24 protein-coding genes are annotated in these 23,182 nt (G+C 72.6%); 18 read left to right on the forward strand and 6 right to left on the reverse strand.

Going from position 1 to position 23,182, the window contains the following annotated elements:
- Positions 1 to 18: 18 nt before the first annotated feature.
- Positions 19 to 888 (reverse strand): hypothetical protein, encoded by an 870-nt coding sequence (locus AC0680_RS14015; RefSeq protein WP_478627960.1) that lies wholly within the window; start codon positions 886 to 888, stop codon positions 19 to 21.
- 56 nt (positions 889 to 944) lie between these two features.
- On the opposite strand from AC0680_RS14015, the gene AC0680_RS14020 reads away from it, so the two are divergent.
- The 4 genes from AC0680_RS14020 to glmM all read left to right on the forward strand — a co-directional run bounded on the left by AC0680_RS14020 (position 945) and on the right by glmM (position 5,354).
- The gene (locus tag AC0680_RS14020; protein WP_478627962.1) at positions 945 to 2,573 is read left to right on the forward strand and encodes an ABC-F family ATP-binding cassette domain-containing protein; all 1,629 of its coding nucleotides are present in this window, start codon (positions 945 to 947) and stop codon (positions 2,571 to 2,573) included.
- Positions 2,574 to 2,847: 274 nt separating this feature from the next.
- Complete coding sequence (gene rplM / locus AC0680_RS14025; RefSeq protein ID WP_042155907.1) at positions 2,848 to 3,291, forward strand: 50S ribosomal protein L13; 444 nt, start codon at positions 2,848 to 2,850, stop codon at positions 3,289 to 3,291.
- A 42-nt stretch (positions 3,292 to 3,333) separates the two neighbouring features.
- A complete protein-coding gene (rpsI, locus tag AC0680_RS14030; protein WP_033269690.1) occupies positions 3,334 to 3,837 on the forward strand; it encodes a 30S ribosomal protein S9 in 504 nt (167 codons plus the stop codon).
- Between the two features lie 158 nt (positions 3,838 to 3,995).
- Positions 3,996 to 5,354, forward strand: coding sequence for a phosphoglucosamine mutase (gene glmM / locus AC0680_RS14035; RefSeq protein WP_478627966.1), 1,359 nt, complete (start codon positions 3,996 to 3,998; stop codon positions 5,352 to 5,354).
- Between the two features lie 57 nt (positions 5,355 to 5,411).
- Here glmM and AC0680_RS14040 read toward each other — a convergent pair whose 3' ends face one another.
- Positions 5,412 to 6,350, reverse strand: a complete 939-nt coding sequence (locus tag AC0680_RS14040) for a DUF389 domain-containing protein (protein WP_478627968.1) — start codon at positions 6,348 to 6,350, stop codon at positions 5,412 to 5,414.
- 14 nt (positions 6,351 to 6,364) lie between these two features.
- Positions 6,365 to 7,354, reverse strand: a complete 990-nt coding sequence (gene coaA / locus AC0680_RS14045) for a type I pantothenate kinase (protein WP_478627969.1) — start codon at positions 7,352 to 7,354, stop codon at positions 6,365 to 6,367.
- A gap of 195 nt (positions 7,355 to 7,549) precedes the next feature.
- On the opposite strand from coaA, the gene AC0680_RS14050 reads away from it, so the two are divergent.
- The 9 genes from AC0680_RS14050 to AC0680_RS14090 all read left to right on the forward strand — a co-directional run bounded on the left by AC0680_RS14050 (position 7,550) and on the right by AC0680_RS14090 (position 16,065).
- Complete coding sequence (locus AC0680_RS14050; RefSeq protein WP_478627971.1) at positions 7,550 to 7,828, forward strand: hypothetical protein; 279 nt, start codon at positions 7,550 to 7,552, stop codon at positions 7,826 to 7,828.
- Between the two features lie 25 nt (positions 7,829 to 7,853).
- Positions 7,854 to 9,701 carry a glutamine--fructose-6-phosphate transaminase (isomerizing) gene (gene glmS, locus AC0680_RS14055; RefSeq protein ID WP_478627973.1) on the forward strand — a complete coding sequence of 616 codons (1,848 nt, stop codon included), beginning with the start codon at positions 7,854 to 7,856 and terminating at the stop codon, positions 9,699 to 9,701.
- Entirely contained in the window at positions 9,698 to 10,066 is a 369-nt protein-coding gene (locus AC0680_RS14060) for a holo-ACP synthase (protein WP_478627974.1), read from the forward strand. Before glmS ends, AC0680_RS14060 begins: the two co-directional genes overlap by 4 nt.
- A 10-nt stretch (positions 10,067 to 10,076) precedes the next feature.
- The gene (locus tag AC0680_RS14065) at positions 10,077 to 11,501 is read left to right on the forward strand and encodes an NAD(P)H-hydrate dehydratase (protein ID WP_478627977.1); all 1,425 of its coding nucleotides are present in this window, start codon (positions 10,077 to 10,079) and stop codon (positions 11,499 to 11,501) included.
- Between the two features lie 109 nt (positions 11,502 to 11,610).
- Positions 11,611 to 12,447 carry a L,D-transpeptidase family protein gene (locus tag AC0680_RS14070; protein ID WP_478627979.1) on the forward strand — a complete coding sequence of 279 codons (837 nt, stop codon included), beginning with the start codon at positions 11,611 to 11,613 and terminating at the stop codon, positions 12,445 to 12,447.
- Between the two features lie 58 nt (positions 12,448 to 12,505).
- Positions 12,506 to 13,711 carry an alanine racemase gene (alr, locus tag AC0680_RS14075; protein WP_478627981.1) on the forward strand — a complete coding sequence of 402 codons (1,206 nt, stop codon included), beginning with the start codon at positions 12,506 to 12,508 and terminating at the stop codon, positions 13,709 to 13,711.
- Positions 13,708 to 15,063, forward strand: a complete 1,356-nt coding sequence (locus tag AC0680_RS14080; RefSeq protein ID WP_478627982.1) for an alpha/beta fold hydrolase — start codon at positions 13,708 to 13,710, stop codon at positions 15,061 to 15,063. The genes alr and AC0680_RS14080 overlap by 4 nt, the downstream gene beginning before the upstream one ends.
- 136 nt (positions 15,064 to 15,199) lie before the next feature.
- The gene (gene tsaE / locus AC0680_RS14085) at positions 15,200 to 15,721 is read left to right on the forward strand and encodes a tRNA (adenosine(37)-N6)-threonylcarbamoyltransferase complex ATPase subunit type 1 TsaE (protein ID WP_468979385.1); all 522 of its coding nucleotides are present in this window, start codon (positions 15,200 to 15,202) and stop codon (positions 15,719 to 15,721) included.
- A 107-nt stretch (positions 15,722 to 15,828) separates the two neighbouring features.
- Entirely contained in the window at positions 15,829 to 16,065 is a 237-nt protein-coding gene (locus AC0680_RS14090; protein ID WP_478627984.1) for a hypothetical protein, read from the forward strand.
- Positions 16,066 to 16,106: 41 nt separating this feature from the next.
- Here the strand turns inward: AC0680_RS14090 and AC0680_RS14095 are convergent, their stop codons facing one another.
- Complete coding sequence (locus AC0680_RS14095) at positions 16,107 to 16,673, reverse strand: L,D-transpeptidase (protein WP_478627986.1); 567 nt, start codon at positions 16,671 to 16,673, stop codon at positions 16,107 to 16,109.
- 90 nt (positions 16,674 to 16,763) lie between these two features.
- Here AC0680_RS14095 and tsaB point away from each other — a divergent pair, with 90 nt between their 5' ends.
- The 4 genes from tsaB to AC0680_RS14115 all read left to right on the forward strand — a co-directional run bounded on the left by tsaB (position 16,764) and on the right by AC0680_RS14115 (position 19,643).
- Positions 16,764 to 17,423, forward strand: a complete 660-nt coding sequence (gene tsaB, locus AC0680_RS14100; RefSeq protein WP_478627987.1) for a tRNA (adenosine(37)-N6)-threonylcarbamoyltransferase complex dimerization subunit type 1 TsaB — start codon at positions 16,764 to 16,766, stop codon at positions 17,421 to 17,423.
- Positions 17,420 to 18,028, forward strand: coding sequence for a GNAT family N-acetyltransferase (locus AC0680_RS14105; RefSeq protein WP_478627990.1), 609 nt, complete (start codon positions 17,420 to 17,422; stop codon positions 18,026 to 18,028). Before tsaB ends, AC0680_RS14105 begins: the two co-directional genes overlap by 4 nt.
- A gap of 5 nt (positions 18,029 to 18,033) precedes the next feature.
- The gene (tsaD, locus tag AC0680_RS14110; protein WP_478627991.1) at positions 18,034 to 19,170 is read left to right on the forward strand and encodes a tRNA (adenosine(37)-N6)-threonylcarbamoyltransferase complex transferase subunit TsaD; all 1,137 of its coding nucleotides are present in this window, start codon (positions 18,034 to 18,036) and stop codon (positions 19,168 to 19,170) included.
- A gap of 107 nt (positions 19,171 to 19,277) precedes the next feature.
- Positions 19,278 to 19,643, forward strand: coding sequence for a hypothetical protein (locus tag AC0680_RS14115; RefSeq protein ID WP_384490907.1), 366 nt, complete (start codon positions 19,278 to 19,280; stop codon positions 19,641 to 19,643).
- Here AC0680_RS14115 and AC0680_RS14120 read toward each other — a convergent pair.
- Both AC0680_RS14120 and AC0680_RS14125 read right to left on the reverse strand, forming a co-directional pair.
- Positions 19,627 to 20,868, reverse strand: coding sequence for a class I SAM-dependent methyltransferase (locus tag AC0680_RS14120; RefSeq protein WP_478627994.1), 1,242 nt, complete (start codon positions 20,866 to 20,868; stop codon positions 19,627 to 19,629). The two genes, AC0680_RS14115 and AC0680_RS14120, sit on opposite strands and share 17 nt — an antisense overlap.
- Positions 20,869 to 20,893: 25 nt before the next feature.
- Positions 20,894 to 22,297 (reverse strand): FtsW/RodA/SpoVE family cell cycle protein, encoded by a 1,404-nt coding sequence (locus AC0680_RS14125; protein ID WP_478628071.1) that lies wholly within the window; start codon positions 22,295 to 22,297, stop codon positions 20,894 to 20,896.
- Between the two features lie 470 nt (positions 22,298 to 22,767).
- On the opposite strand from AC0680_RS14125, the gene groES reads away from it, so the two are divergent.
- Positions 22,768 to 23,076, forward strand: a complete 309-nt coding sequence (gene groES, locus AC0680_RS14130; RefSeq protein ID WP_384429999.1) for a co-chaperone GroES — start codon at positions 22,768 to 22,770, stop codon at positions 23,074 to 23,076.
- Positions 23,077 to 23,182: the final 106 nt, after the last annotated feature.

Genomic DNA, 23,182 nt, shown 5'->3' on the forward strand with positions numbered 1-23,182 from the left:
GCGGCGCCACCGGGGGCGTCAGGACTGGCCGGCCTTCTTCTTGGCTTCCTTCAGCTGCCGCTCGGCGGCCTTCGCGGCCTGGTCCTTGCCGCGCTGGGTGATCCGGGTGAAGGCGTAGGAGCCGCCGTCCCGGGCGATCTGCTGGGCCTTGGTCTCGGACGCGACGACGTCCTTGCCGTTGAGGTAGCCGGCGATGATGAAGTAGGCGTAGCGGCCGGTGGCGTTGGTCGCCATCCGGCACTTGTGGCCCTGGCAGAAGTCCGAGGGGACGCCGCCGCCGGGCAGCGGCATCAGGTTGGTCCTGGCCTCGTTCATGACCTTGGTGGCCTTGGTGGGCGAGTCGAAGACCGCGATGCCGACGGTGACCGCGACGCCGCCCTTGGAGTACGTGGCGCGCACCAGCTGGCGGCAGCCGTTGTGGGTGAGCGAGGACACCAGCGCGCCCTGGGCGGCGGCGGTGCAGTCCTTGGTGGTGGCGGTGTTGGTGCGCGGGTAGCTGCGCTCGCCGATGACCATGGTCTTCTGCCCGAAGAGGGAGGCCGGCGTGAGCGGCGCGGTGTCCTTCTTGGGGTCGGAGATGTAGTCCTGCGGATTGGGCGGGGGCGGCACCGAGACGTCGGGGAAGGACGGCTTGTCGTCCGGCTCCGCGGCCTGGCCGGACGCGGCGGGTGTCGCCGACGCGCCGCCGCCCGGCGAGTCGCCGCCGCCGGCCAGGACGGCGCCGGTGACGATGCCGGCCACCGCGAGGGCGGCCAGCACGCCGCCGCCGATCCACATCCAGCGCTTGCGGCGGGCGCGGGCCTCACTCTCCTCGGCGAGTGCGCCCCAGTCAGGAGTGGACGATGATCCCCCGGGGCCGTCGAAGGGCCCGCCTTGCCCGAAACTCATGCCGCGCATCCTAATGGGGTTGGTGGAACGGGTGGAGGCCGGTCACAATCCCGCTCATGGGACATCTAGAGGCCGGCCATCTGGAGTACTACCTGCCGGACGGGAGGGTCCTGCTGGGGGATGTGTCCTTCCGCGTGGGGGAGGGCACCTCGGTGGCGCTGGTGGGGGCCAACGGCGCCGGCAAGACGACGCTGCTGCGACTGATCGCGGGCGAGCTGGCGCCGCACGGCGGATCGGTGACGGTCAGCGGCGGGCTCGGGGTGATGCCGCAGTTCGTGGGGTCCGTGCGCGACGACCGCACGGTGCGTGACCTGCTGGTCTCCGTGGCGCAGCCGCGGATACGGCAGGCCGCGGCGGCGGTGGACGCCGCCGAGACGGCGATCATGACCGCCGACGACGAGGACGCGCAGATGGCGTACGCGCAGGCGCTCAGCGACTGGGCCGAGGCGCGGGGCTACGAGGCCGAGACGGTCTGGGACATGTGCACGACGGCGGCGCTGGGGATGCCGTACGAGAAGGCCCAGTGGCGGCAGGTGCGCACGCTGTCCGGAGGCGAGCAGAAGCGGCTGGTGCTGGAGTCGCTGCTGCGCGGCACGGACGAGGTGCTGCTGCTGGACGAGCCGGACAACTATCTGGACGTGCCGGGCAAGCGCTGGCTGGAGGAGCAGCTGCGCACGACCCGTAAGACGGTTTTGTTCGTCTCCCACGACCGGGAGCTGCTGGCGCGCGCCGCGGAGAAGATCATCAGCGTCGAGCCGGGCCCCGCGGGCTCCGACGTGTGGGTGCACGGCGGCGGCTTCGGCAGCTATCACCAGGCCCGCAAGGAGCGCTTCGCCCGCTTCGAGGAGCTGCGCCGGCGCTGGGACGAGAAGCACGCCCAGCTCAAGAAGCTGGTGGTCTCGCTGCGGCAGGCGGCCTCGGTCAGCCATGAGATGGCCTCGCGCTACTCGGCGGCGCAGACCCGACTGCGGAAGTTCGAGGAGGCCGGCCCGCCGCCGGAGCCGCCGCGCGAGCAGGACATCACCATGCGGCTGCGCGGCGGGCGCACCGGCGTACGGGCGGTGACCTGCGAGGACCTGGAGCTGACGGGGCTGATGAAGCCCTTCTCGCTGGAGATCTTCTACGGCGAGCGGGTCGCGGTCCTCGGCTCCAACGGCTCCGGCAAGTCGCACTTCCTGCGCCTGCTGGCCCAGGACGCCGAGCGTCCCGTCCCGCACACCGGCACCTGGAAGCTGGGCGCCCGCGTCGTCCCCGGTCACTTCGCGCAGACGCACGCCCACCCCGAGCTGATGGGCCGCCCGCTGCTGGACATCCTGTGGACCGAGCACGCCAAGGACAAGGGCCAGGCGATGTCCGCGCTGCGCCGCTACGAGCTGGAGAAGCAGGCCGAGCAGCGCTTCGAGCGGCTCTCCGGCGGCCAGCAGGCCCGCTTCCAGATCCTGCTGCTGGAGCTCTCCGGCACGACGGCGCTGCTCTTGGACGAGCCGACCGACAACCTGGATCTGGAGTCGGCCGAGGCGCTGCAGGAGGGGCTGGAGGCGTACGAGGGGACGGTGGTGGCGGTGACGCACGACCGGTGGTTCGCGCGGTCCTTCGACCGGTTCCTGGTGTTCGGGGCGGACGGAGTGGTGCGGGAGTCGGCGGAGCCGGTGTGGGACGAGCGCCGTGTGGAGCGCAAGCGGTAGGACGGCCGGGCGGCGGCGGGGGAAACGGGGGCCACCCGCGGACCCGGGTGCCCGTGCGGGGGGCGTTTTGACCCCGCCGGGGACGGCCCGGTATTCTGCTGGTTCGTTATGCGTATTGGCTTGCTCTATCTCACGTGAGGGGCCCTTACGCCGGTCCATCGGGCCGATCACCAGCGGCGGACGACCGGGTTGCGTCACCCGTAGAGCCGCCCTGCTGTGTGATCAGCCAGGGGGCCAGTACAGGACCCATTCACTCAGAAGCGAAGGCTAAGACGTGCGTACGTTCAGCCCCAAGCCCGGCGATGTCCAGCGCCAGTGGCACATCATTGACGCGCAGGACGTTGTCCTGGGCCGTCTGGCCAGCCAGGCCGCGTCCCTCCTGCGGGGCAAGCACAAGCCGGTGTACGCCCCTCACGTTGACATGGGTGACTTCGTCATCATCGTCAACGCCGACAAGGTGCACCTGTCCGGCAACAAGCGGACGCAGAAGATGGCCTACCGCCACTCCGGCTTCCCGGGTGGTCTGCGCTCCGTCCGCTACGACGAGCTTCTCGACAAGAACCCCGAGAAGGCAGTCGAGAAGGCCATCAAGGGCATGCTCCCCAAGAACACCCTCGGCCGTCAGATGCTCTCGAAGCTGAAGGTCTACGCGGGCGCCGAGCACCCGCACGCTGCGCAGCAGCCGGTCCCGTTCGAGATCACCCAGGTCGCGCAGTAAGTCCGGCCACCCCCTAAGACGACAGAGAATCTGAGGAGCATCGTGGCTGAGACCACCCCCGAGACCCCGCTGGACGAGGTCGAGGAGTACACCACCGAGACCGAGGTCGTGGAGTCGGAGTACACCTCCGAGTCCCTCGCGTCCCGCTTCGGCGACCCGCAGCCGGCCGCCGGCCTGGGCCGTCGCAAGAACGCCATCGCCCGCGTCCGGATCGTCCCGGGCACCGGCCAGTGGAAGATCAACGGCCGCACCCTCGAGGGCTACTTCCCGAACAAGGTGCACCAGCAGGAAGTCAACGAGCCCTTCAAGGTGCTCGAGCTCGACAACCGCTACGACGTGATCGCCCGCATCTCCGGCGGCGGCATCTCCGGCCAGGCCGGTGCGCTGCGCCTGGGCGTGGCCCGTGCGCTGAACGAGGCGGACGTCGACAACAACCGCCCCGCGCTGAAGAAGGCCGGATTCCTCAAGCGTGACGACCGTGCGGTCGAGCGCAAGAAGGCCGGTCTGAAGAAGGCCCGTAAGGCGCCGCAGTACAGCAAGCGCTAACCCGCTCGCTGCACTACGCAGCTCTTGTGAACGCCCCGGTGGCACCTCCGTGCTGCCGGGGCGTTCGGCTATCCGGGACCTGGAGCGTATATCTGAAGCCAGGGGCGTATACCTGGACGTAAAGCTCTGGTCCAAGCTCGACAACTCGGAGGACACCAGTGGGACGACTCTTCGGCACGGACGGTGTGCGCGGCGTCGCGAACGCGGACCTGACGGCGGAGCTGGCGCTCGGCCTGTCGGTCGCCGCGGCGCATGTACTCGCCGAAGCGGGCACGTTTGAAGGGCACCGGCCGGTGGCGGTGGTCGGACGCGATCCGCGAGCGTCGGGGGAGTTCCTGGAGGCGGCGGTGGTCGCCGGGCTGGCCAGCGCCGGTGTGGACGTACTGCGGGTGGGGGTCCTGCCGACCCCGGCGGTCGCGTATCTGACCGGGGCGCTGGGCGCGGACCTCGGCGTGATGCTCTCCGCGAGCCACAACCCGATGCCCGACAACGGCATCAAGTTCTTCGCCCGCGGCGGCCACAAGCTCGCCGACGAGCTGGAGGACCGGATCGAGCGGACCTACCGCGCGCACAGCTCCGGCGAGCCGTGGGAGCGGCCGACCGGCGCGGGCGTCGGCCGGGTCACCGTCTACGACGAGGGCTTCGACAACTACGTCGCGCATCTGGTCGGTGTGCTGCCCAACCGCCTGGACGGGCTGAAGATCGTCATCGACGGCGCGCACGGTGCGGCGGCCCGGGTCTCGCCCGAGGCGTTCGCCCGGGCCGGCGCCGAGGTCGTCACCATCGGCACCGACCCCGACGGCCTGAACATCAACGACGGCTGCGGCTCCACGCACCTCGCGCAGCTGCGGGCGGCCGTCGTCGAGCACGGCGCCGACCTGGGTGTCGCCCACGACGGCGACGCGGACCGCTGCCTGGCCGTGGACGGCGAGGGCAACGAGATCGACGGCGACCAGATCCTGTCCGTCCTCGCGCTGGGCATGCGCGAGGCCGGGACGCTGCGCAAGAACACCGTCGTCGCCACCGTCATGTCCAACCTGGGCTTCAAGCTGGCCATGGAGCGCGAGGGCATCGACTTCGTCCAGACCGCGGTCGGTGACCGGTACGTCCTGGAGGAGATGAAGGCGCACGGCTTCGCGCTGGGCGGCGAGCAGTCCGGGCACGTCATCGTGCTCGACCACGCCACCACCGGAGACGGCACGCTGACCGGTCTGATGCTGGCGGCCCGGGTCGCCGCCACCGGCCGTTCGCTGGGGGAGCTGGCGGGCGTCATGGAGCGGCTGCCGCAGATCCTCATCAACGTCCCCGACGTCGACAAGTCGCGGGTGGCCAGCTCGCCCGAGCTGACGGCGGCGGTCGCCGAGGCGGAGCGGGAGCTGGGGGCCACCGGCCGGGTGCTGCTGCGGCCGTCCGGTACGGAGCCGCTGGTCCGCGTCATGGTGGAGGCGGCCGACATCGAGCAGGCACGGGCCGTGGCGGAGCGGCTCGCCGACGCGGTGAAGTCGGCGCTGGGCTAGGGCGTGTCCTAGGAACGTCCCGAGGGTGCTTTCGGGTGCGGCCCGTCGTCGGCCTTGCTAGCGACGGGCCGCACCCGTTTCGTGCCGTGCCCACAGGAGCTTCTGGACGGTCAGGGTCAGTGAGCCGGCGACGATGATGCCCGCCAGGTTCAGCAGCAGCTGTTCCATGGAGTGCCAGGCCTGGCCGTACTCCTGGTAGCCCAGGGCGACCGCGGCGTTGGCGGCGGCCGGGACGGTGGTCACGGAGATCGCCACGCCGACCAGGGCGCCTGATTTGGCGGACGTCAGCGAGAGCACTCCGGCGATGCCGGCCAGGACGGCGACGACGAAGGAGAACCAGTCGGGCCGGTAGATGAAGTTGGTGTTCGGCCGCTCGGCCTCCAGCGCCCCGACGTCGAAGAGTCCGACCGCGTCCATGAAGAGGCTGAAGCCGACGGTCACCACCATGGCCACGGCGAACCCGACGAGCAGCGCCTGCGCCGAGCGCCACGCCAGCCGTGGCGCCCGCTGGACGAGCGCGGTGCAGATGCCGGCCAGCGGACCGAACTCCGGGCCCACGGCCATCGCGCCGACGATCAGGATGGCGTTGTCGAGGACCACACCGCAGGCCGCGATCATCGTGGCGACCGTCAGGAACGCCAGGTAGGTGGCCGAGAGGGTGGACTCCTCGTGGGTGGCGTCGGTCAGCGACTCCCACAGCACCGCGTCGGCGCCCTCGCCGGGCGCCTCGTCCTCCGCCCGGTCCGCGCGCAGCGACAGCGAAAGGTCGATGTTCTCGATCGCGATCGAACCGGTCCTGTCCAGCTCCATCGCCCGCAGCTCGGCCAGCAGGCCGTCCCCGGCCTCCCGGGCGACGTCGCACAGCACCACATCGCCCTGCGGATCGCGGGCGGCCCCGCTCAGCACCACCAGATGGGTGGTGCCGACGGTCGTCTCCAGCAGGCGCAGCACCTCGTCCGTACGGTCGGCCGGGACGATCAGGCGCAGATGCAGCACGGTGTTCGCACTCCCTAGAGCTTGCGCAGCGACAGCCGCTGCACCTTGTGGTCGGGTCCCTTGCGCAGCACCAGGTTCGCCCGACCGCGCGTCGGGGCGACGTTCTGCAGCAGGTTGGGCTTGTTGATGGTGCGCCACATCATGCGGGCGTAGTCGAGGGCCTCCTCCTCGGAGACCTGGGTGTACTTGCGGAAGTACGAGAACGGGTTCTGGAAGGCGGTCGCGCGCAGCTTGCGGAAGCGGCCGAGGTACCACTGCTCGATGTCCTCGGTGCGGGCGTCGACGTAGACGGAGAAGTCGAAGAAGTCGGCGAGGCCGAGGCGGGTGCGGCCGTCCTTGCCGGGCAGCGCCGGCTGCAGGACGTTCAGGCCCTCGACGATGAGGATGTCGGGGCGGTGCACGGTCAGCCGCTCGCCGGGCACGATGTCGTAGATCAGGTGGGAGTAGACCGGGGCGCTGACCTCGGCCTTGCCGGACTTCACATCCGCCACGAAGCGGGTCAGGGCGCGGCGGTCGTAGGACTCGGGGAATCCCTTACGGGACATCAGACCGCGGCGGTGCAGCTCGGCGTTGGGGAAGAGGAACCCGTCGGTGGTCACCAGCTCGACGCGTGGATGCTCGGGCCAACGGGCCAGCAGCGCCTGCAGGAGCCGGGCGGTGGTGGACTTGCCGACGGCGACGCTGCCGGCCACTCCTATGACGAACGGGGTGCCGGGCTGTGCGCCCTGGCCGTCTCCCGCGTCGCCCAGGAAGGTGTTCAGCGCGCCGCGCAGATTGCTCGTCGCACCGACGTAGAGGTTGAGCAGGCGGGAGAGCGGAAGGTAGACGTCGCGCACCTCGTCGAGGTCGATGACGTCGCCCAGCCCGCGCAGCCGTTCGACCTCGTCGGCCGTCAGGGGCAGGGGGGTCTTCTCCCTCAGGGCGCTCCACTGCGCGCGCGTCAGATCGACGTACGGCGAGCGCTCGGCGCGGCGTCGTTGCTGCGGATCGGTCGTCAGGGGCACGCGCCCATTGTGCGCAGCCGACACACGCCGTTCATCTCGGGGTGGCCGCCCGGGGCGTCGGGACGGGCTTGTGGCAGTCGGGGCGGGCTTGGGTGCTTCGCTACCTGCGTGTCTGTACCCGAGGGATTTTGCCCGGTACGGTCGGCACCGGGGCGCGGCCCGGCTCGCGGGCCGCGGACGAGACAGGGGGTGCAGGTGCGAGCGCGTAAGGCCGGTCTGCTGGGACAGCGGACCTGGGGGAGGAACACGCAGACGGCCGTCGACGCGGGGGCGGACACCGCCTCGGACGGCTTCGCCGCGCGGGTGTTCGCCGAGTTGGCCGAGGATCTCCCGGACGAGGACCTGGGCGAGGACCTCTGCGACTTCCTGGAGCGCTACGAGCCGCCCAGCGGCCCGGGTGCGGACGCGGAGGCCGACGAGGAGTTCCTGGAGACGGTGCGCGAGGCGCAGCACCGGATAGAGCGCGGCTATTGATCGGTGGGCGTCGTAGGCTGCCTCCATGTGCGGAATCGTGGGATATGTGGGCGGGCAGAGCGCCCTTGACGTCGTACTGGCCGGGTTGAAGCGGCTGGAGTACCGCGGTTATGACTCGGCCGGGGTCGCCGTGCTGGCCGATGGCGGGCTGGCCGCGGCGAAGAAGGCGGGCAAACTCGCCAACCTGGAGAAGGAGCTGGCGGACCGTCCGCTGCCGACCGGGTCGACCGGGATCGGGCACACCCGGTGGGCGACCCACGGCGGGCCCACCGATGCGAACGCGCATCCGCATCTGGACAACGCGGGGCGGGTCTCGGTCGTGCACAACGGCATCATCGAGAACTTCGCCGGGCTGCGCGCCGAACTGACCGACCGCGGGCACGAGTTGGCGTCCGAGACGGACACCGAGGTCGTCGCCCATCTGCTGGCCGAGGCCTACTCGTCGTGCGGTGAGCTGGCGGAGGCGATGCGGCAGGTGTGCCGGCTGCTGGAGGGCGCGTTCACGCTGGTCGCGGTGCACGCGGACGAGCCCGACGTGGTGGTCGGGGCGCGGCGGAACTCGCCGCTGGTGGTGGGCGTCGGGGACGGCGAGGCGTTCCTGGCCTCGGACGTCGCGGCGTTCATCGCGCACACCCGCGAGGCGGTCGAGCTGGGGCAGGACCAGGTCGTGGAGCTGCGGCGGGACGCGGTGACGGTCACCGACTTCGACGGCGCGCCCGCGGAGGTCCGCGAGTACCACGTCGACTGGGACGCGTCGGCCGCCGAGAAGGGCGGCTACGACTACTTCATGCTCAAGGAGATCGCCGAGCAGCCGAAGGCCGTCGCGGACACCCTGCTGGGGCGGATCGACGCCTCGGGCGTGCTGTCGCTGGACGAGGTGCGGATCCCGCCGGCGGTGCTGCGCGAGGTCGACAAGGTCGTCATCGTGGCGTGCGGGACGGCGTACCACGCGGGGATGATCGCCAAGTACGCGATCGAGCACTGGACGCGGATCCCGTGCGAGACGGAGCTGGCCAGTGAGTTCCGCTATCGCGACCCGATCCTGGACCGGCACACGCTGGTGATCGCGATCAGCCAGTCCGGCGAGACGATGGACACCCTGATGGCGCTGCGGCACGCCCGCGAGCAGGGCGCGAAGGTGCTGGCCATCTGCAACACCAACGGGTCGACCATTCCGCGGGAGTCGGACGCGGTGCTCTACACGCACGCCGGGCCCGAGGTCGCGGTGGCGTCGACGAAGGCGTTCCTGACGCAGCTGGTGGCCTGCTATCTGGTGGCGCTGTTCGTGGCGCAGGTGCGGGGCACGAAGTGGGGCGACGAGATCCGCGACGTGGTGCGCGAACTGGCCGCCATCGGCACCCAGGTCGAGCAGGTGCTCGCCACGATGGAGCCGGTGCGGGAGCTGGCGCGCGGGCTCGCCGACAAGAACACGGTGCTCTTCCTGGGCCGGCACGTGGGCTATCCGGTGGCGCTGGAGGGCGCGCTGAAGCTCAAGGAGCTGGCGTACATGCACGCGGAGGGCTTCGCGGCCGGGGAGCTCAAGCACGGGCCGATCGCGCTGATCGAGGACGATCTGCCGGTCGTCGTCGTGGTGCCGTCGCCGCGCGGGCGGTCGGTGCTGCACGACAAGATCGTGTCGAACATCCAGGAGATCCGGGCCCGGGGGGCGCGCACGATCGTGATCGCGGAGGAGGGCGACGAGGCGGTCGTGCCGTACGCGGACCACCTCGTGCGGATCCCGCGTACGCCGGTGCTGCTGCAGCCGCTGGTGTCCACGATCCCGCTGCAGGTCTTCGCCTGCGAGCTGGCCACCGCCCGCGGCAACGAGGTCGACCAGCCGCGCAACCTCGCCAAGTCGGTGACGGTGGAGTGATCATCGGGGTGGGCATCGACGTCGCCGAGATCGACCGCTTCGGGGCGGCGCTGGACCGTACGCCGGAGCTGGCGCACCGGCTGTTCATCGACGCGGAGCTGATGCTGCCGAGCGGTGAGCGGCGCGGGATCGCCTCCTTGGCGGCGCGGTTCGCCGCCAAGGAGGCGGTCGCCAAGGCCCTCGGCGCGCCGGCCGGGCTGCACTGGACCGACGCCGAGGTGTACGTCGAGGACAGCGGACGGCCCCGGCTGCGGGTGCGGGGCACGGTCGAGGCGCGCGCGCAGGCGCTGGGGGTGCGCTCGTGGCATGTCTCTCTCAGCCATGACGCGGGGGTTGCTTCCGCCGTGGTGATCGCCGAGGGGTGACACTGACGCCATGAGGACTGCCTACAGCGTTCAGACCGTGCGGGCCGCCGAGCAGGAGCTGATGGCCCGATTGCCCGAAGGCGCCCTGATGCAGCGGGCGGCGGCCGGACTGGCCGTCGCCTGCGGGGACTTGCTGGGGCGGGTGTACGGCAGCCGGGTGGTGCTGCTGGTGGGCAGCGGCGACAACGGCGGGGACGCGCTGTACGCCGGTGCCCGGCTGGCGCGGCGCGGGGCCGGGGTGGTCGCGGTGCTGCTGACGCCCGAACGGGCGCACCGGGGCGGGCTCGCCGCGCTGTGCCGGGCCGGGGGACGGGTCTCGGACGACGCGCTGCGGGACATCGCCTGGGCGGATCTGGTCGTCGACGGGATCGTGGGGATCGGCGGCCGCGGGGGACTGCGCCCCGAGGCTGCGCAACTCGCCCGGGCGGCACGGGAGTCGGCCCTGGTCCTGGCGGTCGATCTGCCCAGCGGGGTGGACGCGGACAGCGGTGAGGTGAGCGGCGAGGCCGTACGGGCCGATGCGACGGTGACGTTCGGCGCGTACAAGCCGGGGCTGCTGATCGATCCGGCGCGGGAGCGGGCGGGGGCGCTGCGGCTGGTCGACATCGGGCTCACGCTGCCCGAGGACGCCGAGGCCGAGGCGTTGCAGCACGCGGACGTGGCGGAGCTGCTGCCGCGCCCGGTGGCGGAGAGCGACAAGTACCGGCGGGGCGTGGTGGGGGTGGTCGCCGGGTCGGCGCGCTATCCGGGCGCGGCGGTGCTGGCGGTGGCCGGTGCGCTGCGCGGTGGCGCCGGGGCGGTGCGGTACGTCGGGCCGGCCAGGGACGCGGTGCTGGCGCGGTTCCCGGAGACGCTGGTGCACGCCGGGCCGCCGGACAAGGCCGGCCGGGTGCAGTCATGGGTGATCGGGCCGGGCATCGGGGACGAGTCGCAGGCGCTGGAGGACGTGCTGGCGTCGGACGTGCCGGTGCTGGTGGACGCCGACGGGCTGCGGCTGCTGACGCCGCAGCGGATCCGGCGGCGCACGGCCGAGACGCTGCTGACGCCGCACGCCGGGGAGGCGGCGGCGCTGCTCGGCCGCGGCCGCGAGGAGATCGAGGCGGCGCGGCTGGCCTCGGTGCGCGAGCTGGCGGAGCGCTATGCCGCCACGGTGCTGCTCAAGGGCTCCACGACGCTGGTCGCGGCGGCCGGCGGGCCGGTACGGGTCAACCCCACGGGTACCAGCTGGCTGGCCACGGCCGGGAGCGGGGACGTGCTGTCGGGGCTGACCGGGTCGCTGCTGGCCGCGGGGCTCACGGCACATGACGCGGGGTCGGTCGGTGCGTATCTGCACGGCCTCGCGGCGCGCCGGGCCGCCGGACCGGACGGCGCGCCGATCTCGTCCTCGGAGGTCGCGGACCATCTGGGCGCGGCCTGGCGGGATGTGACGGACTGACAGCCGCCCGGCGGCGGCGTTAGGCCCTGTGGGGGGAATGGCGCGGGCACCAGGGCGAACCTCGCGCCACGCGGGCTGTCCGGCGGCCCGGGCGCGGCATCGTGAAGACATGAAACGCACCTTGGTGGCGCTGCTGGCCTGCGCCTCGCTGCCCGCTCTGGCCGGATCGCCCGCGGTGGCCGTGGCGCCGTCGCCCGCCGCGCACGCGGCGTCCGGCCTGCTTCCCGGTGCCGCGCACACCCCGCGGCACCACACGCCCGACCCGGTGCGGGCGGCACAGGCGCCCGACGCGCCGGTCGAGGAGCCGCTGCACCTGGAGGACGTACCGCGGTCCGAGACGGAGCGGGGTGCCAGGGCGGCGAGCTGCAGCGGCTCCACCGGGCCCTTCCAGCGGCAGGCCGAACGCTATCTGCGGCGGGCGGTGGACGGGCTGCAGAGCGACGCGGACTGCCGGGCGATCAAGCGCTTCCAGCGGGCGCACCGCATCACCCCGGCGAGCGGCTTCGCGGGGCCGGTGACCGGTGCCATGCTGCGGCTGATGCGGGCCAAGAAGGACCCCAACCGGGACGGGCACTGCCCCGAGCGCCGCGAGCGGACCGTGTGCGTCGACCTGGACCGGCAGCTGCTGTGGGTCCAGCAGGGCCGGCGGGTGGTCTTCGAGCCGGTGGCGATCCGATCCGGCCAGCCGACGAACGAGACCCGTACCGGTACGTACCGCATCTATCTACGGAAAAGGGCCCACACCTCGAACCTGTACCACACGCCGATGCCGTTCGCGCAGTTCTTCGACCGCGGGGAGGCGCTGCACGGTGTCTACGACGACATCTACCAGGGGCTCGGCTCCCACGGCTGCATCAACCTCGGCTGGCGCGACGCCAGCCGGCTGTGGGGAGTCCTCCGGCACGGCGACGTGGTGCACGTCTGGGGGCGCAAGCCCAGCGGATGAGAGCGGTTTCGCGCCGGTCCCCCCGGGTGCCGCGGCGTCGCCTGCGACACTGAGGGGGATGAACGAGACAGCGAAGCGCGCCCGTGCCGTCGTCGACCTCGCCGCCGTGCGGTCGAACGTCCAGGCACTGCGGGCATGCGCACCCCGGGCAGAGCTGATGGCCGTGGTCAAGTCCGACGGCTACGGACACGGAGCGGTGCCCTGTGGGCGCGCCGCCCGTGAGGCCGGTGCGGGCTGGCTGGGCACGGCGCTGCCCGAGGAGGCGTTCGCGCTGCGCGCGGCCGGCGACACCGGGCGGCTGATGTGCTGGCTGTGGACGCCGGGCGGCCCCTGGCGACAGGCCGTGGAGCAGGACATCGACGTCTCGGTCAGCGGGCTGTGGGCACTGCGCGAGGCGACCGCCGCGGCCCGCGACTGCGGCCGCACCGCCCGGGTCCAGCTCAAGGTCGACACGGGCCTGGGCCGCAACGGCTGCCAGCCCGCCGACTGGCCGGAGCTGACCGCCGCGGCCCGCGCCGCCGAGGCCGAGGGCGCCGTGTCCGTCACCGGCGTCTGGTCGCACTTCGCGTGCGCCGACGAGCCCGGCCACCCCTCGATCGCCGTCCAGCTCGCCGCCTTCCACGACGCGCTCAGGACCGCCGAGGCGGCCGGGCTGCGCCCCGAGGTGCGGCATCTCGCCAACACCCCGGCGACGCTGACGCTGCCGGAGGCGCACTTCGACCTGGTCCGCGCCGGCATCGGTGTCTACGGCATCTCGCCCAGCCCGGAACTGGGTACTTCCGGGGACTTCGGGCTGCGGCCCGCGATGACCCTGGAGGCCGCGCTGGCGTCGGTCAAGCGGGTCCCGGGCGGCCACGGCGTGTCGTACGGGTACGCGTACACCACGCCCGGGGAGACCACCCTCGCGCTGGTCCCGCTCGGCTATGCCGACGGCGTCCCGCGGCACGCCTCCGGCACCGGCCCGGTGCTGGTCGCGGGCAAGTGGCGGACGGTCGCCGGGCGGATCGCGATGGACCAGTTCGTGGTCGACCTGGGCGGCGACAGCGCCGCGGCGGGCGATCGGGCCGTGCTCTTCGGCCCCGGCGACCGCGGGGAGCCGACCGCCGAGGACTGGGCCCGCGCGGCCGGAACCATCGGCTACGAAATCGTCACACGGATCGGAACCCGGGTGCCGCGCGTCTATGTGGACAGCGGCATAGGGAACGGAGCAGCAGAAGCCGAAGAAGCCGAGGGAGATACCGCGCTCACGGGGGGTACCGCATGACCGAGGGCAAGGAGGCCGCCGCACAGGCGGTCGAGACGGCCGCCGAAGTGGCGGTCGAGGCAGCCAACAACTGGGCCAGGGCGGGCCGGCACGCGGGCGTCGCCGGCGCCGCGATCGGCGTGGTCGCGGCGGGTGCCGCGGCCGGTGTGGCGATAGAGCGGATGACGGTCGGCCGCGGCATGCGCCGCCGTGCCCGGCTCGCGCTGGACGCCGCCGGCCCGTACGGCACGCTGCGCGGCACACCGGGCGCGGCGATCGCCGAGGACGGCACCGAGCTGTACTACGAGGTCGACGAGCCGGGTGCGGAGACCGGCCGGCCGGACAAGGACGAGCGGCCCGGCAGGGGCGCCGCCCGGAACGGCAGGGGCGCCCCGCACGAGCGGTCCGCCAAGCCCGCCCGCGGCAAGGAGGCCCGCGCCGCGCAGGAGGCCCAGAGCGGTCTGCGCAAGCGGCTGACGGCGGCGCTGGGGCGGCGCTCGGCGGCGGCCCCCACGGTCGTCTTCAGCCATGGCTACTGCCTCAGCCAGGACTCCTGGCACTTCCAGCGCGCCGCGCTGCGCGGCACGGTGCGCACGGTGCACTGGGACCAGCGCAGCCACGGCCGCTCGGCGCGCGGGCACGGCCAGATCGACGGCACGGAAGAGGTCACCATCGACCTGCTGGGCCGGGATCTGAAGGCGGTGCTGGACGCCGCGGTGCCCGAGGGGCCGATCGTGCTGGTCGGGCACTCCATGGGCGGGATGACGGTGATGGCGCTGGCCGACCAGTTCCCCGAGTTCGTCGCGGAGCGGGTGGTCGGGGTGGCCCTGATCGGCACGTCCGCGGGGCGGCTCAGCGAGGTCAGCTACGGTCTGCCGTCGATGGGCATGAAGGCCTTCCACTGGCTCGCGCCGGGCGTGCTCAGGGCGCTGGGCTGGCAGCACGAGATCGTCGAGCGCGGGCGGCGGGCCACCGCCGATCTGTTCGCCGGGCTCATCAAGCGGTACTCGTTCGGGTCGCCCGAGCAGGTGGATCCGGGCATCGCGCGGTTCGGCGAGCGGCTGATCGAGGCGACCCCGATCGATGTGGTCGCCGAGTTCTTCCCGGCATTCGCGGTGCATGACAAGACCGAGGCGCTGGTGGCGTACGACGCGGTGCCCGCGCTGGTGCTCGCCGGGGAGAACGACCTGATCACCCCCGCCGACCACAGCCGGACGATCGCCGAGATGCTGCCCGACGCGGAGCTGGTGTGCGTCCCGGGCGCCGGGCATCTGGTGATGCTGGAGCGGCCCGAGCTGGTCAACGAGCACCTGGTGTCGCTGGTGGAGCGGGCGAGCGCGGCGGCCCGCAGCTCACGGCACGCGCGGGCCTGAGGACGAGGGCGCGGGGCGCCACCGCATGGCGGCGCCCGTGCGGGGTGGTGGCCGGGTGAGGAACCGGCAGGGCCGCCGCGCGCGGCGCCGTTGAGGGGTGGTGGCCGGGTGGCGGGCGGGACGTACCATTTGCGGCATGAGCTCCACCGGCGCGATCGCCCATGTAACCGTCAAGTCCCCCGACCAGATGCAGGAGTTGGGCCGCAGACTGGCCCCGCTGCTGCGCCCCGGCGACCTGGTGCTGCTCACCGGTGAGCTGGGTGCCGGCAAGACCACGCTGACCCGCGGCCTGGGTGAGGGCCTGGGCGTGCGCGGCGCGGTGACCTCGCCCACCTTCGTCATCGCCCGGGTGCACCCCTCGCTGACCGGCGGCCCCGCGCTGGTGCACGTCGACGCCTACCGCCTCGGCGGCGGCCTGGACGAGATGGAGGACCTGGACCTCGACGTCTCGCTGCCGGAGTCCGTGGTGGTCGTGGAGTGGGGCGAGGGCAAGGTCGAGGAGCTGTCCGACGACCGGCTGCACGTCGTCATCGGCCGCGCGGTGGGCGCGGACGCGCCCCACCCGGAGGACGAGGTGGACGACGTGCGCGAGGTCACGGTCACCGGACTCGGCTCCAGGTGGTCGGGCACGGAGCTGGACGGCCTGCTCGTCCCGTAGTTTCCGACAAGCCGTCGGTAAGATGTTGCGCAGCCGGTGGCGCGCGTGGTGACATGGGTGGAGACCCCAGTTAGGTCAGCCTAAGTAGCGAGCCTAGCTTCTGTCGCTTGTCCCAGGAGCCCCGGGAGGCGTCCATGTCCGCCCACCAGCACGATGCGCGCGAGACGCCGACGATGAATGAGCTGCTGGCGGCGTGTGCCGCGGCCAGCGCCGTCTCCACGCCCCCTGATGCCCCCGAGGAGGCCCGCGCACCCCGCAAGGGCAAGCCCGCGGGGCCCGCGGACGCCGGGCCGGCGGAGGGCGAGGAGAAGCCCGCGTCCACCCGGCGGCGCGACGCGGCGTAGCCCGTTAGGGCCAAGAAGGAGCCGGGACCGAGCGCGCGCGGTCAGGCGACCACGACGACCTTGGTGCCCTGCAGCGCGAAGTCCCACATCGCCTTGCCGTCCTCCCGTGACTCACGGATGCCACCGGTCCGCTTCGCCGAGCCCGGGTCGGGCCGGGAGCCGTCGACGGCCGCGCTGAAACCGACGGTGACGGCGTCGACGGTGGTGAACCGCACGACGTGCTCGATCGCGATCCCGTCCGAGCCCGTGACGCTCACCGACCGCGAGCCGACCGTGTACGTCCCCAGCGGCGGGTGCACCGTGCTCGGCGCGACCGTGAACGTCCGCACCGCCCGGTCCTTGGCGTCGACCAGCCAGACCCGCTTGCCGCCCAGCGAGTAGACGACCCGCTGGCCCTTGCCGGAGGCGGCGGGGACCGCGACCGGGGCCGGCGTCCGGTCCTTCTTGCCGGGCCGGTCGGAGTGCCCCTTGGACGCGCTGTGACCGTCCTTGCGGGCCGGGGTGAGGGTGTCCGGAGCGGACGCCGCGGCCTGGTAGCCGAGGAAACCGACCACGACAACGGCAGCCGCGGTCAGCGCGGTGACGATCGTGCTGCTCTTAGCGGGCACCGCTGTGCCACCTTTCCGTACGTTCCCCTGCTTCGGGGGCGACGGTAGCAGGGGACGGGGCACCGCCGGCCGAGCCGTAGGCTTGAGGGCGTGCTGCTGCTAGCTCTAGACACCGCCACCCCCGCCGTCACCGTCGCGCTCCATGACGGGACGGACGTCCTCGCCGAGTCCCGCGATGTGGACGCGCGCCGGCACGGCGAGCTGCTGCTGCCCGCCGTCGACCGGGTGCTGGGCGCGGCCGGCCGCAAACTCGACGAGGTCAGCGACATCGTGGTCGGCGTGGGACCCGGGCCCTACACCGGTCTGCGGGTCGGCCTGGTGACCGCCACCACGTTCGGGGCGGTGCTCGGCGTGCCCGTCCACGGCCTGTGCACGCTGGACGGCCTGGCCTACGCCGCCGGACTCACCGAACCCTTCGTCGTGGCCACCGACGCCCGCCGCAAGGAGGTCTACTGGGCGCGCTACGCCGATGCCCGCACCCGGCTGACCGAACCGGCCGTCGACCGCCCCGCCGACATCGCCCACCAGGTGGCCGGCGTCCCGGCCGTGGGCGCGGGCGCGGTGCTCTACGACGGCGTCTTCACCGGACTGCGGCGCGAGGCGCCCGAGCACCAGTCCGCCGCGGCGCTGGCCGCGCTGGCCGTGGAGAGGCTGGCCGCGGGCCAGGAGCTGCTGGAGCCGCGGCCGCTGTACCTGCGCCGCCCGGACGCCCAGGTGCCCGCCAACTACAAGGTGGTCACCCCGAAGTGACGGCCGGCCCCTCGCCCGACCACCGCCCCTCGGCGGCGCCACTGCGCGACGGCACCCCTCAACCTGCTGCGCTGCGCGAGATGCGCTGGTGGGACATAGCGCCGGTGCTGGAGCTGGAGCGCGAGCTCTTCCCCGAGGACGCCTGGTCGGCCGGCATGTTCTGGTCGGAGCTGGCCCACGCCCGCGGGGATTTCGCCACCCGCCGCTACCTCGTCGCCGAACTGGAGGTGCCGCCGCGCAGCGGTGCCGATGAGGGGCGGCGGTCGGGCGAGGGGCAGGCCCGGATCGTGGGCTACGCCGGGCTGGCCGCCATCGACGGCACCGGTGACGTCCAGACCATCGCCACCGCCCGCGACCAGTGGGGCAGCGGCCTCGGCGCCCGGCTGCTGACCGAACTCCTCGGCGCCGCGACCGACTTCGAGTGCCATGAGGTGCTGCTGGAGGTACGGGTCGACAACCTCCGCGCCCAGCGCCTCTACGAGCGCTTCGGCTTCGAGCCGATCGGCTTCCGCCGCGGCTACTACCAGCCCGGCAACGTCGACGCCCTCGTGATGCGCCGTACCACCCAGACCTCCTCCGAAGCACCCTCCGTACAAGGAACTTGAGAATCATGGCTGACTCACGCGGCGGACCGCTCGTCCTTGGCATCGAGACCTCCTGCGACGAGACCGGTGTCGGCATCGTCCGCGGCCACACCCTGCTGGCCGACGCGGTCGCCTCCAGCGTCGACGAGCACGCGCGCTTCGGCGGAGTGGTGCCCGAGGTGGCCTCCCGGGCCCACCTGGAGGCGATGGTGCCCACCATCCAGCGGGCGCTGAAGGAGGCCGGGGTCGCGGCGAGCGACCTGGACGGCATCGCGGTCACCGCCGGACCGGGCCTGGCCGGTGCGCTGCTGGTCGGCGTCTCGGCCGCCAAGGCGTACGCCTACGCGCTCGGCAAGCCGCTCTACGGCGTCAACCACCTCGCCTCGCACATCTGCGTCGACCAGCTCGAACACGGTCCGCTGCCGGAGCCGACGATGGCCCTGCTGGTCTCCGGCGGCCACTCCTCCCTCCTGCTGGCCCCCGACATCACCTCCGACGTCCGGCCGCTGGGCTCGACGATCGACGACGCGGCGGGCGAGGCCTTCGACAAGGTCGCGCGGGTGCTGAACCTCGGCTTCCCGGGCGGCCCGGTCATCGACCGCTACGCCCGCGAGGGCGACCCCGAGGCGATCCGCTTCCCGCGCGGTCTGACCGGCCCCCGCGACCCGCTCTACGACTTCTCCTTCTCCGGCCTGAAGACGGCCGTGGCCCGCTGGATCGAGGCCAAGCGGGCGGCCGGCGAGGAGGTGCCGGTGGCGGACGTCTCGGCGTCCTTCCAGGAGGCGGTGGTCGACGTCCTGACCCGCAAGGCCGTACGGGCCTGCAAGGACAACGGCGTGGACCACCTGATGATCGGCGGCGGGGTCGCGGCCAACTCCCGGCTGCGGGCGATGGCCCAGCGCCGCTGCGAGGACGCCGGCATCACCCTGCGGGTGCCGCGGCCCAAGCTGTGCACCGACAACGGCGCGATGGTCGCCGCCCTGGGCGCGGAGATGGTGGCGCGCGGGCGCGCGGCCTCGCACTGGGACCTGTCCGCGGACTCCTCGCTCCCGGTCACCGAACCGCATGTGCCGGGACAGCCGGCCGAGGACGCGCACGGCCACGGTCACAGCCACAGCCATGATCACGTCCACGAGACGAGCAAGCAGAACCTCTACCCGTGAGCAACTTCTGAGGATCGGTGACAACCGCGGCCTCCCCCGGTCCCGCGTCCGCTCCGAGGTCTTACCCTGGAGCGGCACCGGGCGCGCGCGTGGGGAGGCGGCAGGCTGTGGACTGGTTCTGGTGGGTCTTCATCTTCTTCATGGCGGGCGGCTTCGCGAAGGTCGCCGACACCGCCCGTACGGCCATGCGCACCCGCCACGAGCGCAAGATGGAGCGCCTGGAGACCGCGCGTGCGGAACGTCAGGAACTGGCGGCCGCCCAGAAGCCGCCGGAGCCGGTGTGCGGCTGCACCCACCACCTCGCCAAGCACGACAAGAAGGGCAAGTGCCATGAGCGGGTGGAGGTCGCGGTGGCCTGGGACGCCGACCACAAGCCGGTCCAGTACGAAGCCGGCCAGTGCACCTGCCAGCAGTACGTCGGCCCGCAGCCGCTCTCCCAGATCTACGCCGAGGACCTCACCGACCTGGCGTGAGTGACCGCCCGGGCGCGTCCGCGGGGTGCCCCAGCAGCATGGTGGGGGCGCCGGCGACCCGGGTGAGGAAGATCGTGCAGGAGTTGCCGCCGCCGCCCAGCTTCAGCTTCCGGCGCAGCTCCTCGGGCTCGACCGCCGAGCCGCGCTTCTTGATCACCGCGGTGCCGACCCCCCGCTCGCGCAGCAGCGCCCTGAGCTTCTTGACGTTGAACGGGAGTACGTCGGTGAGCGCGTAGGCGGTCGCGTACGGGGTGGCCGTCAGCCGGTCCGCGGTGATGTACGCGATCGTCGGGTCGATCAGCCGCCCGCCGACCTGTTCGGCGACATCGGCCACGAGGTGGGCGCGGATGACCGCGCCGTCCGGCTCGTAGAGCCAGTCCCCGACCGGCCCCGGCTCGGGGTCCGGCAGGCCGGCGCCCAGCAGCGAGTCGCCGGCCGGCAGCAGGGTGGCGCGGCGGCCGCCGGGTGTCGGAGCGGGGGCGCCGCCGTGGGACCGGGCGAACCACAGCACCGCCTCCTTCACCTCGCCCCCGTCGGAGATCCACTCCGTCTCGGCGTCCTCGGGAAGCGCGTCGTGCGGCACCCCCGGCGCGATCTTCAGCGCCGCGAACGGGGCCGTACGGGCCGCCTCGACGGCCCAGGACAGCGGCGGCGAGTACGCCTCCGGATCGAAGATCCTGGCGCCGCGCACCTTGCTGCGCCGCGCCGGATCCACGAACACCGCGTCGTATCCGGCGGTGTCCACCTCCGCCACCTCCGCGCAGCGCACCTCGATCAGCTCCGCGAGCCCCAGCGCCTCGGCGTTCGCCTCCGCCGCCGCACAGGCCAGCGGGTCGCGGTCGACGGCCAGTACGCGGATCCCGGCGCGCGCCAGCGCGATCGCGTCGCCGCCGATGCCGCAGCACAGGTCGGCCAGTGAACGCACGCCCAGCGCGGCGAGCCGGGCGGCGCGGTGGGCGGCGACCGCGGTACGGGTGGACTGCTCGACGCCGTTGGGCGTGAAGTACATCAGCCACGCGTCCGCCCCGAACTTGGCCGCCGCGCGCTGCCGCAGCCGGGCCTGGCCGAGCGCGGCGGAGACCAGGGGCGCGGGGTGGTCGCGGCGCAGCCGGGTGGCGGCCGCCAGTTCGTTCGCCGGGTCGAAGTCGCGCAGTTCGGCCAGCAGTGCCTGCCCCTCGGGGGCCAGCAGCGCGGAGAAGGTGTCGAGGTCGCTCACCCGCACCATTGTGGTCCAGGCGGGGCGCGGTCCCTTACGTCGCCCGGCGGCCGCGGCCGCGCCGGCGCGGCCGGTCGCGGCCGGCGCCCTCCGGCTCGCGGCGGCGCTGCGCATGGTCGCTGATCCGCAGCAGCAGCGCCACCATCACCCAGTTCGCGACCAGTGACGAGCCGCCCTTGGCCAGGAACGGCAGGGCCTTGCCGGTCAGCGGGATCAGGCCGGTGACGCCGCCGGAGACGACGAAGACCTGGAGCAGCAGCGCCCCGGCGAGCCCGACCGCGAGCAGCTTGCCGAACGGGTCGCGGGCGGTCAGCGCCACCCGCAGCCCGCGCTGTGCGAGCAGCACGTACAGCATCAGCACCGCCATCACCCCGGCCAGGCCCAGCTCCTCGCCGACGGTGGTGAGGATGAAGTCGCTGTTGCCCGCGAAGCCGACCAGCTCGGGGTGGCCCTGGCCCAGGCCGGTGCCGCCGATGCCGCCGCTGCCGAAGCTGAACAGCGCCTGGCCGAGCTGGTCGGACATGTGCTCCGCACGGCCTTCCTTGGTGAAGGCCCGCATGGGGTCCAGCCAGGCCGTGACGCGGCCGTGGACGTGCGGCTCCAGGGAGCCGACGACGGCCGCGCCGACCGTGGCCATCAGCAGGCCGCACAGCACCCAGCCGGCGCGGCCGGTGGCCATGTAGAGCATGATCACGAAGACGCCGAAGAAGATCAGCGAGGTGCCCAGGTCCCGTTCGAAGACCAGCACCAGCAGGCTGATCACCCAGATCGTGAAGATCGGCCCGAGCTGCCTTCCCGGGGGCAGCTGGACGCCCATGACGCGGCGTCCGGTCAGCGCCAGCGCATCGCGGTTGACGGTGAGGTAGCCGGCGAAGAACACCGAGATCATGATCTTCACGAACTCGCCGGGCTGCAGCGACAGCGGCCCGAGCAGGATCCAGCGCTTGGCGCCGTACATGTCGGCGCCGAAGAAGGCCGGTGCCATCAGCAGCACCAGGGCGATGGCCATCGTCAGATAGATGTAGCGCTGCAGAATGCGGTGGTCGCGCAGCACCAGCAGGATGGCGATGCAGACCGCCACCCCGATCACCGTCCACACCAGCTGGCCGCTCGCCGCCTCGGCGATCTTCAGACGCGGGGTCTGCGCGTAGGTGACGTCCAGCCGGTGCAGCAGGACCAGGCCGATCCCGGTCAGCAGGGTCGCCAGCGGCAGGATCAGCGGATCGGCCCGCGGGGCGAAGCGGCGCAGGACCAGGTGCGGCACCAGCGCCACGAAGAGCATGCTGACGGCGAAGCCGGCCAGGCCGCCGGGCAGTCGGCCGGTCATCGACAGACCGGTGTAGGCGTAGCCGAAGACGGCGGTCAGGACGACGAGGGCGAGCAGCCAGGCCTCGGTCCTGCGGCGGTCCGGTGCCCGTTGAAGCGCGGCGAACGTCATGGTGCGCTCGGCGTCGCTCTCCGGCTCCCCGGCCGGCCGGGGAGCGCTGGTCAGTCCACGCACGGGTTCCTCCGCCTTCGGTGGTCAGGGCCTCGGGACCCGGTCCGGGCCGATCCACGCGGCACGCCCGGGCCCGGTTCGCAGGCCCGGCAGTCGGGGAAGTAGACGAGGTGGCCCGGGGGGTGGTTGCCGGAGAACGGGAAGGTGTGTCCGATTTGGCAGGGAACCCTCCCCGATGGCCGACCCGTTGGCCGCGGCGCGGTCAACCGGTGTCGTGGAACCCGCCCCCGGCGCGCTGGCACTCCGCTTGACCGAGTGCTAACCGCGTCATAGTCTCGGCGTTGGCACTCTCCAGTGGGGAGTGCCAAACACACAGCGACGGGCAGGTCCGGCACCCGCGACGACGGATCCACCTGGTCGCCACCTCAGACAGTTAACCCCGTGAGATCTCCGAAGGGGGAGGTCGGATCGTGACGACCGCCAGCTCCAAGGTTGCCATCAAGCCGCTTGAGGACCGCATCGTGGTCCAGCCGCTCGACGCCGAGCAGACCACGGCCTCGGGCCTGGTCATTCCGGACACCGCCAAGGAGAAGCCCCAGGAGGGCGTCGTCCTGGCCGTGGGCCCGGGCCGCATCGAGGACGGCAAGCGCGTCGAGCTCGACGTCACCGTTGGTGACGTCGTTCTCTACAGCAAGTACGGCGGCACCGAGGTGAAGTACAACAACGAGGAGTACCTCGTTCTCTCGGCCCGCGACGTGCTCGCGATCGTCGAGAAGTAAGTCACCAAGATTTGCCGTGATCTGCGCCCCTGGTTCCCGCGTCTAAACAACCCGGGGCAGGGGCGCAGTTCGTTTGACCCAGCGGTCCCCACTGCGTGCCGAGGAT

The sequence above is a fragment of the Streptomyces sp. NPDC043738 genome, from assembly GCF_056436545.1.

Excerpts from the sequence above, each read along its gene's own strand:
- AC0680_RS14015 (WP_478627960.1), bottom strand. The coding sequence starts at position 888 with ATGAGTTTCGGGCAAGGCGGGCCCTTCGACGGCCCCGGGGGATCATCG.
- AC0680_RS14020 (WP_478627962.1), top strand. The coding sequence starts at position 945 with ATGGGACATCTAGAGGCCGGCCATCTGGAGTACTACCTGCCGGACGGG.
- glmS (WP_478627973.1), top strand. The coding sequence starts at position 7,854 with ATGTGCGGAATCGTGGGATATGTGGGCGGGCAGAGCGCCCTTGACGTC.
- AC0680_RS14065 (WP_478627977.1), top strand. The coding sequence starts at position 10,077 with ATGAGGACTGCCTACAGCGTTCAGACCGTGCGGGCCGCCGAGCAGGAG.
- AC0680_RS14070 (WP_478627979.1), top strand. The coding sequence starts at position 11,611 with ATGAAACGCACCTTGGTGGCGCTGCTGGCCTGCGCCTCGCTGCCCGCT.
- alr (WP_478627981.1), top strand. The coding sequence starts at position 12,506 with ATGAACGAGACAGCGAAGCGCGCCCGTGCCGTCGTCGACCTCGCCGCC.
- AC0680_RS14080 (WP_478627982.1), top strand. The coding sequence starts at position 13,708 with ATGACCGAGGGCAAGGAGGCCGCCGCACAGGCGGTCGAGACGGCCGCC.
- tsaE (WP_468979385.1), top strand. The coding sequence starts at position 15,200 with ATGAGCTCCACCGGCGCGATCGCCCATGTAACCGTCAAGTCCCCCGAC.
- tsaD (WP_478627991.1), top strand. The coding sequence starts at position 18,034 with ATGGCTGACTCACGCGGCGGACCGCTCGTCCTTGGCATCGAGACCTCC.
- AC0680_RS14120 (WP_478627994.1), bottom strand. The coding sequence starts at position 20,868 with ATGGTGCGGGTGAGCGACCTCGACACCTTCTCCGCGCTGCTGGCCCCC.
- AC0680_RS14125 (WP_478628071.1), bottom strand. The coding sequence starts at position 22,297 with ATGACGTTCGCCGCGCTTCAACGGGCACCGGACCGCCGCAGGACCGAG.